The 13,768-nt window shown below is 69.1% G+C and carries 11 protein-coding genes; 3 read left to right on the top strand and 8 right to left on the bottom strand.

Annotated elements, in window-relative coordinates:
- Positions 1-58 precede the first annotated feature (58 nt).
- Positions 59-583 carry a ribosome biogenesis factor YjgA gene (gene yjgA / locus PcP3B5_RS05680; protein WP_009617781.1) on the top strand — a complete coding sequence of 175 codons (525 nt, stop codon included), beginning with the start codon at positions 59-61 and terminating at the stop codon, positions 581-583.
- A 160-nt stretch (positions 584-743) separates the two neighbouring features.
- Here the strand turns inward: yjgA and tldD are convergent, their stop codons facing one another.
- From tldD to mreB, 8 genes are all read right to left on the bottom strand, one after another.
- Positions 744-2,186, bottom strand: coding sequence for a metalloprotease TldD (gene tldD, locus PcP3B5_RS05675; protein WP_009617779.1), 1,443 nt, complete (start codon positions 2,184-2,186; stop codon positions 744-746).
- Between the two features lie 2 nt (positions 2,187-2,188).
- Positions 2,189-3,037, bottom strand: coding sequence for a carbon-nitrogen hydrolase family protein (locus tag PcP3B5_RS05670; RefSeq protein ID WP_043272345.1), 849 nt, complete (start codon positions 3,035-3,037; stop codon positions 2,189-2,191).
- Positions 3,038-3,091: 54 nt separating this feature from the next.
- Positions 3,092-6,919, bottom strand: coding sequence for a YhdP family protein (locus PcP3B5_RS05665; protein ID WP_061560769.1), 3,828 nt, complete (start codon positions 6,917-6,919; stop codon positions 3,092-3,094).
- A 14-nt stretch (positions 6,920-6,933) separates the two neighbouring features.
- Positions 6,934-8,391 carry a ribonuclease G gene (gene rng, locus PcP3B5_RS05660; protein WP_009617773.1) on the bottom strand — a complete coding sequence of 486 codons (1,458 nt, stop codon included), beginning with the start codon at positions 8,389-8,391 and terminating at the stop codon, positions 6,934-6,936.
- A gap of 39 nt (positions 8,392-8,430) precedes the next feature.
- Positions 8,431-9,015 carry a Maf family protein gene (locus PcP3B5_RS05655; protein WP_009617771.1) on the bottom strand — a complete coding sequence of 195 codons (585 nt, stop codon included), beginning with the start codon at positions 9,013-9,015 and terminating at the stop codon, positions 8,431-8,433.
- Positions 9,016-9,086: 71 nt separating this feature from the next.
- Complete coding sequence (mreD, locus tag PcP3B5_RS05650) at positions 9,087-9,575, bottom strand: rod shape-determining protein MreD (protein WP_009617770.1); 489 nt, start codon at positions 9,573-9,575, stop codon at positions 9,087-9,089.
- Positions 9,575-10,591, bottom strand: coding sequence for a rod shape-determining protein MreC (gene mreC, locus PcP3B5_RS05645; RefSeq protein ID WP_237143098.1), 1,017 nt, complete (start codon positions 10,589-10,591; stop codon positions 9,575-9,577). The genes mreD and mreC overlap by 1 nt, the downstream gene beginning before the upstream one ends.
- Before the next feature lie 127 nt (positions 10,592-10,718).
- Entirely contained in the window at positions 10,719-11,756 is a 1,038-nt protein-coding gene (gene mreB / locus PcP3B5_RS05640) for a rod shape-determining protein MreB (RefSeq protein WP_009617768.1), read from the bottom strand.
- 241 nt (positions 11,757-11,997) lie between these two features.
- Between mreB and gatC the strand changes: the two genes are divergently transcribed.
- Both gatC and gatA read left to right on the top strand, forming a co-directional pair.
- Positions 11,998-12,285, top strand: coding sequence for an Asp-tRNA(Asn)/Glu-tRNA(Gln) amidotransferase subunit GatC (gatC, locus tag PcP3B5_RS05635; RefSeq protein ID WP_009617767.1), 288 nt, complete (start codon positions 11,998-12,000; stop codon positions 12,283-12,285).
- A 19-nt stretch (positions 12,286-12,304) separates the two neighbouring features.
- The gene (gatA, locus tag PcP3B5_RS05630) at positions 12,305-13,759 is read left to right on the top strand and encodes an Asp-tRNA(Asn)/Glu-tRNA(Gln) amidotransferase subunit GatA (RefSeq protein WP_009617766.1); all 1,455 of its coding nucleotides are present in this window, start codon (positions 12,305-12,307) and stop codon (positions 13,757-13,759) included.
- Positions 13,760-13,768: the final 9 nt, after the last annotated feature.

Below are 13,768 nucleotides of genomic sequence, written 5' to 3'. Positions count from 1 at the left end.
GCCGGACAAGCGACCCTCGACTCGTTATCATGGCGGCGTTTTCCACTGGACCACCGCCATGGCTGAATATCAAGACGACGACTCGCTGTTCGAAGAGAAGAGCAAGTCGCAAGTAAAACGCGAGCTGCACGCCCTGCAGGACCTCGGCGAGCGCCTGACCGCGCTCAAGCCGGACATGCTCGACCGCCTGCCGCTCACCGAGCCGCTGCGCCGCGCCATCGACGAGGCGCCCAAGCACAAGGCCAATGCCGCCCGCAAACGCCACCGGCAGTTCATCGGCAAGCTGATGCGCGACCAGGACCTCGACGCCATCGTCGCCCTGCTCGACCAGCTCGACAGCTCCACGCGCCAGTACAACGAGCGCTTCCACGCCCTGGAGCGCTGGCGCGACCGCCTCGTCACCGGCGGCGACGAGGCCCTTTCCGCCTTCTTCGCCGAATACCCGGACAGCGACCGCCAGCACCTGCTGCAGCTGATCCGCCACGCCCAGCACGAGGCCGCTCACGACAAGCCCCCGGCCGCGGCGCGGAAGATCTTCAAATACATCCGCGAACTGGACGAGCTCAAGCGCGGCCTCCGCTGAAAGCCTACCCACGACCTGCTGCGCGTCGGCATAACTGCGTTAAAAACAGGTGAGAAATGCTCATTTAGCATCAGTAAACTGCGCTTCCTCACCTGTTTTTGCCTTGTTCTGCTCTAGCTCGCGAGGCCGTGAGCAGACTTTCCAAATGCTCCCCGGCGCCTCAGGCGCCGGTCCCGCCCACGGTGATGCCGTCGATCTTCAGCGTCGGCTGGCCGACGCCCACCGGTACCGACTGGCCATCCTTGCCACAGGTGCCCACGCCGCTGTCCAGGGCCATGTCGTTGCCGACCATGGACACCCGGCTCATCACTTCCGGCCCGTTGCCGATCAGGGTCGCGCCCTTCACCGGGCGGGTGATCTTGCCGTTCTCGATCAGGTAGGCCTCGCTGGTGGCGAAGACGAACTTGCCGCTGGTGATGTCCACCTGGCCGCCGCCGAGGTTGGCGCAGTAGATGCCCTTCTCCACCGAGGCGATGATTTCCGCCGGGTCGCTCTGCCCGGCCAGCATGTAGGTGTTGGTCATGCGCGGCATCGGCAGGTGCGCGTAGGACTCGCGGCGGCCGTTGCCGGTGCGCGCCACGCCCATCAGGCGGGCGTTGAGCTTGTCCTGCATGTAGCCCTTGAGGATACCGTTCTCGATCAGCACGTTGTATTGCGTGGGAGTGCCCTCGTCGTCCACCGACAGCGAGCCGCGGCGCCCGGCCAGGGTGCCGTCGTCGACGATGGTGCACAGGCTGGAGGCCACCTTCTCGCCGATGCGCCCGCTGTAGGCCGAGCTGCCCTTGCGGTTGAAGTCGCCTTCCAGGCCGTGGCCCACCGCCTCGTGCAGCAGCACGCCGGACCAGCCGGCGCCCATCACCACCGGCAGGGTGCCGGCCGGCGCGGGGACCGCTTCGAGGTTGACCAAAGCCTGGCGCAGCGCCTCGCGGGCGTAGGACATGGCGCGGTCTTCAGAGAGGAAATAGCGATAGTCGGTGCGCCCGCCGCCGCCATGGCCGCCGCGCTCGCGGCGGCCGTTCTGCTCGACGATGACGCTGACGTTGAAGCGCACCAGCGGGCGGATGTCCGCGGCCAGGGAACCGTCGGCGGCGGCGATGAGGACCTGCTCCCAGACGCCGGCCAGGCTCACGGTGACCTGCTGGATGCGCGGGTCGAGGGCGCGGGTGGCGGCGTCGATCTTCTTCAGCAGCTCGACCTTCTCGGCGCGGCTGAGCACGTCCAGCGGATTCTCGCCGGCGTACAGGCGCGTCGGCGCGACCGCCTTGAACGCCTGCACCCTACCGTTCTGCCCAGCGCGGGAGATCGAGCGCGCAGCGAGCGCCGCCTGGGACAGCGCATCGGGGGTGATGGCGTTGCTGTAGGCGAAGCCGGTCTTCTCGCCGGACTGGGCGCGCACGCCCACGCCCTGGTCCATGTGGAAGCTGCCTTCCTTGACGATGCCGTCCTCGAGCATCCAGGACTCGGAGACCTGGCTCTGGAAGTACAGGTCGGCGGCGTCAATGCCCGGGCCGCTCAGCTCGTGCAGGATCGGCTGCAGGCCGTCGACGTCCAGGCCGCCGGGGGCCAGCAGGTGCTGGCTGACGGATGACAACAACTCGCTCATGGCTACTCCGTAGGCGCCGGTCCGGGTACGGCCGGCGGGTAGAATCTTCGATGGCGGACCACCGGCATGCGTTGCCGGAGCGCCGTTTGTTCTTCACTGTCGCGTTCGGCCAGCAGCACCGCCTCGCCCTTGTCGCGCTCGGCGAGGATGCGCCCCCAGGGGTCGACGATGGCCGACTGGCCCCAGGTCTCGCGGCCGCGCGGGTGGGTGCCGCCCTGCCCCGCCGCCAGCACGTAGCACTGCGTCTCGATGGCGCGGGCGCGGATCAGCACTTCCCAATGCGCCTGGCCGGTCACCGCGGTGAAGGCCGAGGGCGCCGTGATCAGCTCGGCGCCGGCCTCGCGCAGCCGGGTGTAGAGCTCGGGGAAGCGCAGGTCGTAGCACACCGTCAGGCCCAGCCGGCCGACCGGCGTGTCGGCCACCACCACCTGGCCGCCGAAGGCGTAGTCGTCGGACTCGCGGTAGCGGCCGCGGGCATCGGCGACGTCCACGTCGAACAGGTGCAGCTTGTCGTAGCGCGCCACCCGCTCGCCGCGCTCGTCGACCAGCAGCGAGCAGGCGTTGGCCTTGGCTTCGGGCTGGCCGTCCGGCGGCAGCGGCAGAGTGCCGGCGACTATCCACAACCTGAGGTCGCGGGCGACGCTTTTCAACCAGGGCAGGATCGGGCCTTCGCCCAGGGCCTCGGCGCGGCCCAGCTCGGCCAGGTCGCGGCGGCCCATGGCGGCGAAATTCTCCGGCAGCACGGCGAGGCGCGCGCCGCCCTCGGCGGCCTGTTCGAGCAGGCGACGGGCGGCGGCGAGGTTGGCCGGGACGTCGTCCTGGCTGACCATCTGGATCACGGCGAGGGACATGCGTTTCTCCGACGACAGATGCGATTCATCCTAACCGATGCCCGCCGGCTCTGCTCACCGCGGTTTCTCGAACGGCTTGTCGAAGGCGATCTCGGGGTTCTGCCAGGGCCCCTTGACGCGGTACTGCACGCTGGCGAAGCGCGCCACCCTGTCGCCCAGCAGCTTGTCCACCACGAAGAGCGCGCCGCCCACCGCCGGCGCGCCGACGATGAGCGCGGCCAGCGGCAGGTTGTTGGTCAGCGGCAGGGTCACCAGCAGCTTGGCGTCGATCTGGTCGTGGGCCAGGTCCAGGGTGCCGTTCATCTCGATGTTGCTGGACGGCCCGGTGAGCCTGATCGGCTCGCGGGTGAGGTAGACGCCATTGGTGGCGCCCAGCACGCCCTGCACGCGGTCGTAGCTCAGGCCCTTGCCGAACAGGTCGGAGAAGTCCAGGCGCAGGCGGCGGTTGATGGCGTTGAAGTTGAGCAGGCCGAACACCCGCAGGGCCTGGGCGCTGCCCTCGACGTCGACGAACTGGCCCTTGCGCATGTCGGCCTCCAGTCGCCCGCCGAAGCGGCGCAGGCTGATGTAGGCCGGCGAGCCGGGCCAGTTGCCGTCGATGTCCAGGCTGAAGCGGTCGCTGGTGGCGGTGGGGGCGAAGTCCCAGGCCTTGAGCACGTCGGCCAGGTTCCTGCCTTCCAGGCGCCCCTGGAAGGTGCTGCGCGTGGAGCCCACCGGGCCTTCCCAGCGCAGCGTCCCGCCGACCTTGAGGCCGCGCAGGTCGAGCTTGAGGCTGTTGAAGGCGATGCCGCTGGTGGTCGGGCGCACGTTGAAGCTCCAGGCGCCGATGGGCTTGCCGCCCTGGGAGATCTGGCGGATGGCCACGTCCATCGCCGGAATGCTGCGCGGGTCGACCTTTTCCAGCGGGTCGGGGGCGATGGTCGGCGCGGCGGCCAGGTCGTTGGTGGGGTTCTTCGGCAGGTCCAGGCGCGCCAGGTTGATCTGGATCGGCCGCTGGCCGCTGTCCGGGAATACCGCCTGGCCGGCCAGCGGGGCGCTGTCGACGCCCAGTTGCCAGCCGCCGGAAACCCGCGCCAGGTCGAGCTTGAAGTTGTCCAGGCTGGCGCCGAAGCCGCGGAAGTGACCGATCTGCAGGTCGGCGCCACGCAACAGGCCCTGGTTATCGCTGGGCACGCTGCCGATGCCGTACTTCTTCAGCACCGCCTGCCACTGCTCGACGTCCAGGGTGTCCAGGCTGCCGCGCACCTGCACCCCGCTCCAGTTGGGCAGCAGCGCCGGGTCGCCGCCCAGGCGCAGGGTGCCGCGGCCGCCCAGGGGTTTGTCGGCGGGGGCGGCGTAGGCCAGGCTGGCCACCTTGTCGTAGTTGGCCCAGTAGCGCCGCTCGGGGCCTTCGAGGGTCATGCGCCAGTCGCTGGCGCGGGTCTCGTCGGCGGCCTTGCCAAAGGGGGCCGGCAGATCGATGGCCAGGCCCTTGAGGTCGGAGTTGACCTGCAACTGGCTGTCATGGCCGTCGAGCAGCAGGTCGAGCTGGAACGGCAGGCGCCCGGCGGCCGGCACGGCCTGCTTCACGCCGCCCCAGTCGAGCAGGCTCTTGAGCGCCACCTGGCCGCCCACCAGCACGCGGGTACGCGGCTTGCCCGGGCTGCCCTCGGCGCGGATGCTGCCGCTGACGCGGCTGCCCAGGGCCTGGGCGCTGAGGCCCTTGGCGCTCAGGCCGCTGTTGGTGTCGTAGCGGAAGTCGCCCTTGAGCTGGGCCAGTTCCAGGGTCGGCTTGGCGATCTTCAGGCGCGCGCCCTCGGTGGCGAAGTCCACCACCACCCGCGCCTGCTTCGCCTGTTCCTTGGCCAGCGGGATGTCCAGGTTCAGGTGGCCCTTGAGCGGGCCCTCGCCTTCCCAGCCGGCGAAGACCTGCTGCACGCCCAGGGGCGAGTCCTGGAGGATCTTCAGGCCGTCGCCCAGGCTGCTGTCGACGTCGCCATCGACATGCAGGTGGGCGACTTCGCCCTTGGGCACGTGGGGAATGTCCACCTGCACGTCGCGGACCTGGCTCTGCAGGATGCGCCCGGACTGCGCGCGGATGCGCACGCCGCTGTCCTCCACCAGCACCTCGCCCTCGGCCTGGCTCAGCGCCGGCCAGCCCGGCTGGTAGTCCAGCTCGCCGTCGTGGACCTTGAAGTACAGGCTCATGGCGTGGTCTTCCGGCGCCGAGCCCTTTTTCAGCGAACCCTGCCACTGGAAGTAGCCCTGCTCGACGCGCCCGCCCTTGATGGCGCTGGCCAGCCAGCGGGCCAGGTCCTTGTTCATCTCCGGCAGCACCGTGGGCAGGAACTGCGGGGTGTAGCTGCCGTCGCCGTCCTCCAGGCCCACGCGCAGGTCCATGTAGCTTTCCTTGTCGTGGTCGTGCATCAGGCGGATCAGCATGTCGCCGCCCAGGCGGCCGACGTCGCCCTCGACCTTCATCAGGTGGCTGCCAAGGGTGAAGGCCTCGTCGTCCCACTTCCAGAACAGCCGCGCGTTGGCGCTGCGGAAGCGCCACGGCTCGGGGAACAGGGCGGCCAGGTGGAGCATGAAGTCCTTGGCCGAGGCGTCCAGCTGGCCGCCGCCGAGGTTGCCGCTGAAGGTGCCGTCGACGTTGGCCACCGCTGGCACCTCGTGGAAGGCGCTGACGCCGACCTTCTCCAGGTTCACGCCGTAGGCCAGGCGCTCGGCGCCCTGGCGCTGCGGCCACCAGTCGAGGTTGAGGTGGTGCAGCACGCCCTGCGGCGCCAGGCCCTGCAGCCACTCCACCGCCTTGTCCGGCAAGGGCGCCAGGCTTTCCACCACCGGCAGCAGCGGGCCCAGGTCCAGGCGGTCGGCGCGCAGGCGCCAGTGTTCTTCGCCGCGGGTCTGCCGGTTCAGTTCCAGCTCCGCCTCGCCCCAGCGCTTTTCGCCGAGGCTGGCCGCCAGATCATTGATACGCAGGCTCATCTCGTCGCCCTGGCGCTGGAAGTACAGCCCCACGCCGAGGTCGCCGACCTTCACTGCCTCGCGGCCATCGAAGGAGGCCTGCACCTGCGGCGCATTGAGCCTGGCCACCGCCGCGCTAGGCTGGCCCTTGTCGATGCGCGCCCAGAACTCGCCGCCGGCCTCCAGGCGCTGGATGCGCCATTGCCGCGTCAGGCTCGCCGGCAGCCACTTCGCCCAGTCGCTCTGCGGCAGGCTGAGGTAGGCGTCGGCCGAGCTGCGCTTCCAGTCCTCGCGGTCGATGCGCGTGTCCACCCGCAGCGCCACCGGCTGGCCGTCGGGCAGGTTGAAGCGGCCGTCCAGGCGCTGGCCGAACACGCCGCTGTGCAGGGTCAGGCCGAGATAGGTCAGGTTGAGCGTCTGCCCCTCGCGCGGCAGCAGGCTCAGTTGGCTGTCCAGCAGCGACAGGCGGCGCGGCGTCAGCAGCAGGTCGACGAGCTGGCGCGGGTCGCTACCCTGCGGGCTGGCCGGCAGGCCCTCGACCTGCCAGTGGCCGTCCTCGCCCTCGCGCAGGCTCAGGTGCAGCCCCTGCAGCTCCAGGCTGTCGATGCGCGGCTGGCGCGCCAGCAGGCTGGCGGGGAGGTCGGGGGTCAGGCGCACCTGCTCCAGGCGCAGGGCGTCGCTGCCCTCGCCGAGCTGGATGTCGCGCACCGTGATGATCGGGCCGAAGCCGCGCCAGCTGCCTTCCAGGGCGCCAATGCGCACCGGCATGTGCAGCCGCGCGCTGGCCTGCTCGGCCAGGTCGTCGCGATATTCCGCCACCAGCGGCGCCAACTGGCGCCCCAGGCTGACGTACAGCGCCAGCAGCACCAGGCCCAGGGCGCAGAGCCCCAGGAGCAGGCGCAGCAGGCGGGCGAGCAGGCGGCCGAAGCGGTCCATCTCAGCCGCGCGCCTCAGAGCAGGACCACGTCGTACTGCTCCTGGGAATACATCGGCTCGACCTGGAACTTGATGGTGCGCCCGATGAACATCTCCAGATCGGCGACGTTGCCCGACTCTTCGTCGAGCAGGCGGTCGACCACCTTCTGGTTGGCCAGCACCACGTAGGAATCGGCCTGGTAGGCGCGGGCCTCACGGAGGATCTCGCGGAAGATTTCGTAGCAGATGGTTTCCGGGGTCTTCAGCATGCCGCGCCCCTGGCAGCACGGGCAGGGCTCGCAGAGCACCTGCACCAGGCTCTCGCGGGTGCGCTTGCGGGTCATCTGCACCAGGCCCAGCTCGGTGATGCCGATGATGTTGGTCTTGGCATGGTCGCGCTCGAGCTGCTTCTCCAGCGTGCGCAGGACCTGGCGGCGGTGCTCCTCGTCCTCCATGTCGATGAAGTCGATGATGATGATCCCGCCGAGGTTGCGCAGGCGCAACTGGCGGGCGATGGCGGTGGCCGCCTCGAGGTTGGTCTTGAAGATGGTCTCTTCGAGGTTGCGGTGGCCGACGAAGGCGCCGGTGTTGACGTCGATGGTGGTCATCGCCTCGGTCGGGTCGATGATCAGGTAGCCGCCGGACTTGAGCAGCACCTTGCGCTCCAGGGCCTTCTGGATCTCGTCCTCGACGCCGTAGAGGTCGAAGATCGGCCGCTCGCCGGGGTAGTGCTCCAGGCGGTCGGCGATTTCCGGCATGAGTTCGTCGACGAACTGCGTGATCTTCTGGAAGTTCTCCCGGGAATCCACGCGGATCTTCTCGATGCGCGGGTTGACCAGGTCGCGCAGGGTGCGCTGGGCCAGGGACAGGTCCTCGTAGATCACCGTCGGCGCGCCGACCGTCTGCATCTGCGCGTCGATCTGGTCCCACAGCCGGCGCAGGTAGCGGATGTCGGCGAGGATTTCGTCCTCCCCGGCGCCCTCGGCGGCGGTGCGCAGGATGAAGCCGCCCTTCTCGACGATGCCCTCGGCCTCGACGCACTTGGCCACCACCTGCTTGAGGCGCTCGCGCTCCTGCTCGTCCTCGATCTTCAGGGAAATCCCGACGTGGCTGGTGCGCGGCATGTACACCAGGTAGCGCGAGGGGATCGACAGGTGCGTGGTCAGGCGCGCGCCCTTGGTGCCGATCGGGTCCTTGGTGACCTGCACCACCAGGCTCTGGCCCTCGTGGACCAGGGCGCCGATGCTTTCCACCGCGCTGCCCTCGCGGGTGGAGATTTCCGCCGCGTGGATGAAGGCCGCGCGCTCCAGGCCGATGTCGACGAAGGCCGCCTGCATCCCCGGCAGCACGCGGACCACCTTGCCCTTGTAGATGTTGCCGACTATCCCGCGGCGCAGCGTGCGCTCGACGTGGACTTCCTGAAGGACACCGTTTTCCACCACCGCCACGCGCGATTCCATCGGCGTGATATTGATCAGGATCTCTTCGCTCATGCGCCCTTCCTTATCGCGCCCGTGTGCAGCGCTACTTCTTCAAGACTGCCAGCAAGGGATCGCGAAGTCAGCCAACAGTTCCGCGGTCTCGCACAGGGGCAGGCCGACCACCCCGCTGTAGCTGCCCTCGACGCGGTTGACGAAGATCGCCGCCAGCCCCTGGATAGCGTAGCCGCCCGCCTTGTCCTGGGGCTCGCCGGTGGCCCAGTAGGCCTCGGCTTCGGCCTCGGAAACATTGCGGAACGATACCAGGCTGGTCACCACCCGCACCTCGCAGCGGTCGCGGTCGGCCACCGCCACCGCGGTCAGCACCTGGTGCTGGCGGCCGGACAGCGCGCGCAGCATGGCCAGGCTGTCCTCGCGGTCCGCCGGCTTGCCGAGGATGCGGCCGTCGAGCACCACCGCGGTATCGGCGCCGAGCACGCAGACGTCGGGCCTCTGGGCAAGCATAGTCAGTCCGGCCAGGGCCTTGCCGCGCGCCAGGCGCTCGACGTAGGCGGCCGGCGTCTCGCCGTCCTGCGGGGTTTCGTCGATGTTGCCGGAAACCAGGTGGAAGGACAGGCCGATCTGTGTCAGCAGCTCACGCCGGCGCGGCGAGCTGGAGGCCAGGTAAAGCTGGGGCATCTGCGACTCCCGGAAGAGTCCCGGCCGCCCCTCCCCCGGCCCGTGCCAGGTGGGAAGCGGCGGGACGGGTATTAGTAGACCTTCAGGCGCTGGCCCAGGCCCTTGAGCAGCACCAGCACCCAGGGCCAGAGCAGGCCGCTGACCAGCGCCGGCAACAGGAAGGCCAGGGTCGGCGGACGGTTGCCGGTCAGGGCGTTGAGCCACAGCTGCACCAGCTGCGCCAGGCCGTAGACCACCATCAGCACCAGGCACTGCTGCCAGACGGGGTACAGGCGCAGGCGCTGCTGCAGGGCCATGACCAGGAACACGATGAAGCTGAGGATCAGCGCGTTCTGCCCGAGCAGGCTGCCGTACAGCACGTCCTCGGCCAGGCCGCAGACCCAGGCGGTGACCATGCCCACCCGCTGCGGCACCATCAGCACCCAGAAGGTGAGGAACAGCGCCAGCCACAGCGGCCGGCCGATTTCCGTGAAGCTGGGCATCGGCGCCACCGACAGCAGCAGCGCCAGCAGCAGGCTGACCCAGATCAGCCAGCCGTTGCGCGGTCCTTGGGCGGGCATCAGTGACGATTCCTTTGTGGCGCGGCCTGGGCCGGCGCCGGCGGATGCGCGGGAGTCGCGGCCGGAGCGGCGGGTGCGGGCGCCGGAGCGGCGCCCTGGGCCGGGGCAGCCGGAGCGGCAGGCGTGGCCGGAGCGGCAGGCGCAGGCGCGCTCGGCGCCGGTGCCTGGCCGGCGGCCTCGGCGGCCTTGCGGTCGGCCTCGGCCTGGGCTTCGGCGGCCTCGGTGGCGCGCTGTTCGGGGGTGCGGCTGTCGCTGAACACCAGCAGCACGTAGCGGCTGCGGTTCATCTTCGCGGTGGGCACGGCGCGGATCACCGCGAACGGCTGGCCGGAATCATGGATGACTTCCTTGACCACCGCCACCGGGTAGCCGGCCGGGAAGCGCTGGCCGAGGCCGGAGCTGACCAGCAGGTCGCCTTCCTTGATGTCCGCGGTGTCGGCGACGAAGCGCAGTTCCAGACGTTCCGGGTTGCCGGTGCCGACGGCGATGGCGCGCAGGCCGTTGCGGTTGACCTGCACCGGGATGCTGTGGGTGGTGTCGGTGAGCAGCAGCACGCGGGCGGTGTAGGGCATGACCTCGACCACCTGGCCCATCAGGCCGCTTGCGTCGAGCACCGGCTGGCCCTGGAACACGCCGTCCTTCGAGCCCTTGTCGATGAGGATGCGCTGGGTGAAGGGGTTGGGGTCGACGCCGATCAGCTCGCTGACCAGCACCTTGTCGTCCACCAGGGCGGCGGAGTTGAGCAGCTCGCGCAGGCGCACGTTCTGTTCGGTCAGGGTGGCCAGCTTCTGCAGGCGGCGCTGCATCAACAGCGACTCGGCCTTCAGCCGTTCGTTCTCGGCGAGCAGCTCGCTGCGGCTGGTGAACTGGTCGCGCACGCCTTCCCAGGCGCGCACCGGCAGGTCGGCCACGCCATAGAAGGGGGTCAGCACCAGGCCCATCTGGCTGCGCACGGGCTTGAGGTAGTCGAAACGCGCGTCGACCACCATCAGGCCCACCGAGAGCACGGCGAGCACCAGCAGGCGCACGCCCAGCGAGGGCCCTTTGGAGAATAGCGGTTTGATGACCAGCTCCTAGCTGATTGAAGGCGGTTGATGTTTCGCCGCGCGCGACAAAACGTCAACCACCCTCAAGGCTCCCACCTCACTCGGTGGAGAGCAGGTCCATGGAGTGACGGTCCATCATGTCCAGCGCCTTGCCGCCGCCACGGGCCACGCAGGTCAGCGGGTCTTCGGCGACGATCACCGGCAGGCCGGTTTCCTGGGCCAGCAGCTTGTCCAGGTCGCGCAGCAGGGCGCCACCGCCGGTCAGCACCAGGCCGCGCTCGGCGATGTCCGAGGCCAGCTCCGGCGGGGACTGCTCCAGGGCGCTCTTGACCGCCTGGACGATGGTCGCCAGGGATTCCTGCAGGGCTTCCAGGACCTCGTTGGAGTTCAGGGTGAAGCTGCGCGGCACGCCTTCGGCCAGGTTGCGGCCGCGGACGTCCACCTCGCGCACTTCGCCGCCGGAGAAGGCCGCGCCGATCTCCTGCTTGATGCGCTCGGCGGTGGATTCGCCGATCAGGCTGCCGTAGTTGCGGCGCACGTAGGTGACGATGGCTTCGTCGAAGCGGTCGCCGCCGACGCGCACGGACTCGGCGTAGACCACGCCGTTCAGCGAGATCAGGGCGATCTCGGTGGTGCCGCCGCCGATGTCGACGACCATCGAGCCACGGGCTTCCTCGACCGGCAGGCCGGCGCCGATGGCCGCGGCCATGGGCTCCTCGATCAGGTACACCTCGCGGGCGCCGGCGCCGAGGGCCGACTCGCGGATGGCGCGGCGTTCCACCTGGGTGGACTTGCACGGCACGCAGATCAGCACGCGCGGGCTGGGCTGCAGGAAGCTGTTCTCGTGCACCTTGTTGATGAAGTACTGCAGCATCTTCTCGCAGACGCTGAAGTCGGCGATGACGCCGTCCTTCATCGGGCGGATGGCCGAGATGTTGCCCGGGGTGCGGCCGAGCATGCGCTTGGCCTCGGTGCCGACGGCGACCACGCTCTTCTGGTTGCCATGGTTGCGGATGGCCACTACCGAAGGCTCATTGAGGACGATGCCGCGTTCGCGCACATAAATAAGGGTATTGGCAGTGCCCAGGTCGATCGACAGATCACTGGAGAACATGCCACGCAATTTTTTGAACATGGAAAGGGAACCCTGGACGATGCGTGGGTGAAAAATGCGCGGGTAAAAAAGTGCGGCAAACTCTAACAACGACGGGGATTTTGGGCAAGGCGGCATTGTGTTAAATTGCTTGACTTTCAGTGCCTTTGAGGCCTGTCCCCGCGGTCCCTGGGACCGCCCGCCGCGGGTTCCGTTCCCCCGCCTACGTTTCGTCCGGCCATGCGTCCGATCGACGCTGGCAGCTCTAGCCTGGAGACCCCCGATGGCGCTTGACCGCTCCGACGTGGAAAAAATCGCCCACCTGGCCCGCCTGGGCCTGGCGGAAACCGACGTCCAACCGACCACCGCGACCCTGAACAACATCCTCGGCCTGGTCGACCAGATGCAGGCGGTGAACACCGACGGCGTCGAACCCCTCGCCCACCCCCTGGAAGCCACCCAGCGCCTGCGCCAGGACCTGGTGACCGAAAGCAACCAGCGCGAAGCCTACCAGGCCATCGCACCGGCCGTGGAAGACGGCCTGTACCTGGTTCCGAAAGTGATCGAGTAATAAGGAAGGACACGGACCCATGCTGCACCAACTGACCCTCGCCGAAGTCGCCCGCGGCCTCGCCGACAAACAGTTCTCCGCCGAAGAGCTGACCCGTGCCCTGCTGAGCCGCATCGAGCAGCTCGACCCGCAGCTGAACAGCTTCATCAGCGTCACCGCCGACCAGGCTATCGCCCAGGCCAAGGCAGCCGACCAACGGCGCGCCAATGGCGAGACTGGCGCCCTGCTCGGCGCGCCCATCGCCCACAAGGACCTGTTCTGCACCAAGGGCGTGCGCACCAGCTGCGGCTCGAAGATCCTCGACAACTTCGTCTCGCCCTACGACGCCACCGTCGTCGAGCGCCTGGCCGCCGCCGGCGCCGTGAGCCTGGGCAAGCTGAACATGGACGAGTTCGCCATGGGCTCGGCCAACGAATCCAGCCACTACGGCGCGGTGAAGAACCCCTGGGACACCAGCCGCGTGCCCGGCGGCTCCTCCGGCGGCTCGGCCGCGGCCGTGGCCGCGCGCCTGATCCCGGCGGCCACCGGCACCGACACCGGCGGCTCAATCCGCCAGCCGGCGGCGCTGACCAACCTCACCGGGATCAAGCCGACCTACGGCCGCGTCTCGCGCTGGGGCATGATCGCCTACGCCTCCAGCCTCGACCAGGCCGGCCCGCTGGCGCGCACCGCCGAGGACTGCGCGCTGATGCTCGGCGCCATGGCCGGCTTCGATCCCAAGGACTCCACCTGCGTCGACCAGCCGCTGGACGACTACCTGGCCGCCCTGGGCAAGCCCCTGGCCGGCCTGCGCATCGGCCTGCCGAAGGAATACTTCGGCGCCGGCCTGGACAGCCGCATCGCCGACGCGGTGCTGGCCGTGGTCGAGCAGCTCAAGCAACTGGGCGCGCAGGTCAAGGACATCTCCCTGCCGAACATGCAGCACGCCATCCCGGCCTACTACGTGATCGCGCCTGCAGAGGCCAGCTCCAACCTGTCGCGCTTCGACGGCGTGCGCTACGGCTACCGCTGCGAGAACCCCAGGGACCTGCAGGACCTGTACAAGCGCTCCCGCGCCGAAGGCTTCGGCGCCGAGGTGAAGCGCCGCATCATGGTCGGCACCTACGCGCTTTCCGCCGGCTACTACGACGCCTATTACCTGAAGGCGCAGAAGATTCGCCGGCTGATCAAGAACGATTTCGTCAGCGCCTTCGCCGACGTCGACGTCATCCTCGGCCCGACCACGCCGAATCCGGCCTGGAAGCTCGGCACCAAGAACGACGACCCGGTCGCCCAGTACCTGGAAGACATCTACACCATCACCGCCAACCTCGCCGGCATCCCCGGGCTGTCCATGCCCGCCGGGTTCGTCGATGGCCTGCCGGTGGGCGTGCAGCTGCTCGCCCCGTACTTCCAGGAAGGCCGCCTGCTCAACGTCGCGCACCAGTACCAACAGGTGACCGACTGGCACAAACAAGCACCGGCTGGATTCTGAGGACGACGC

This window comes from Pseudomonas citronellolis, assembly GCF_001586155.1.
GTDB lineage: Bacteria > Pseudomonadota > Gammaproteobacteria > Pseudomonadales > Pseudomonadaceae > Pseudomonas > Pseudomonas citronellolis.
This window is presented reverse-complemented; position numbering and strand designations above follow the sequence as displayed.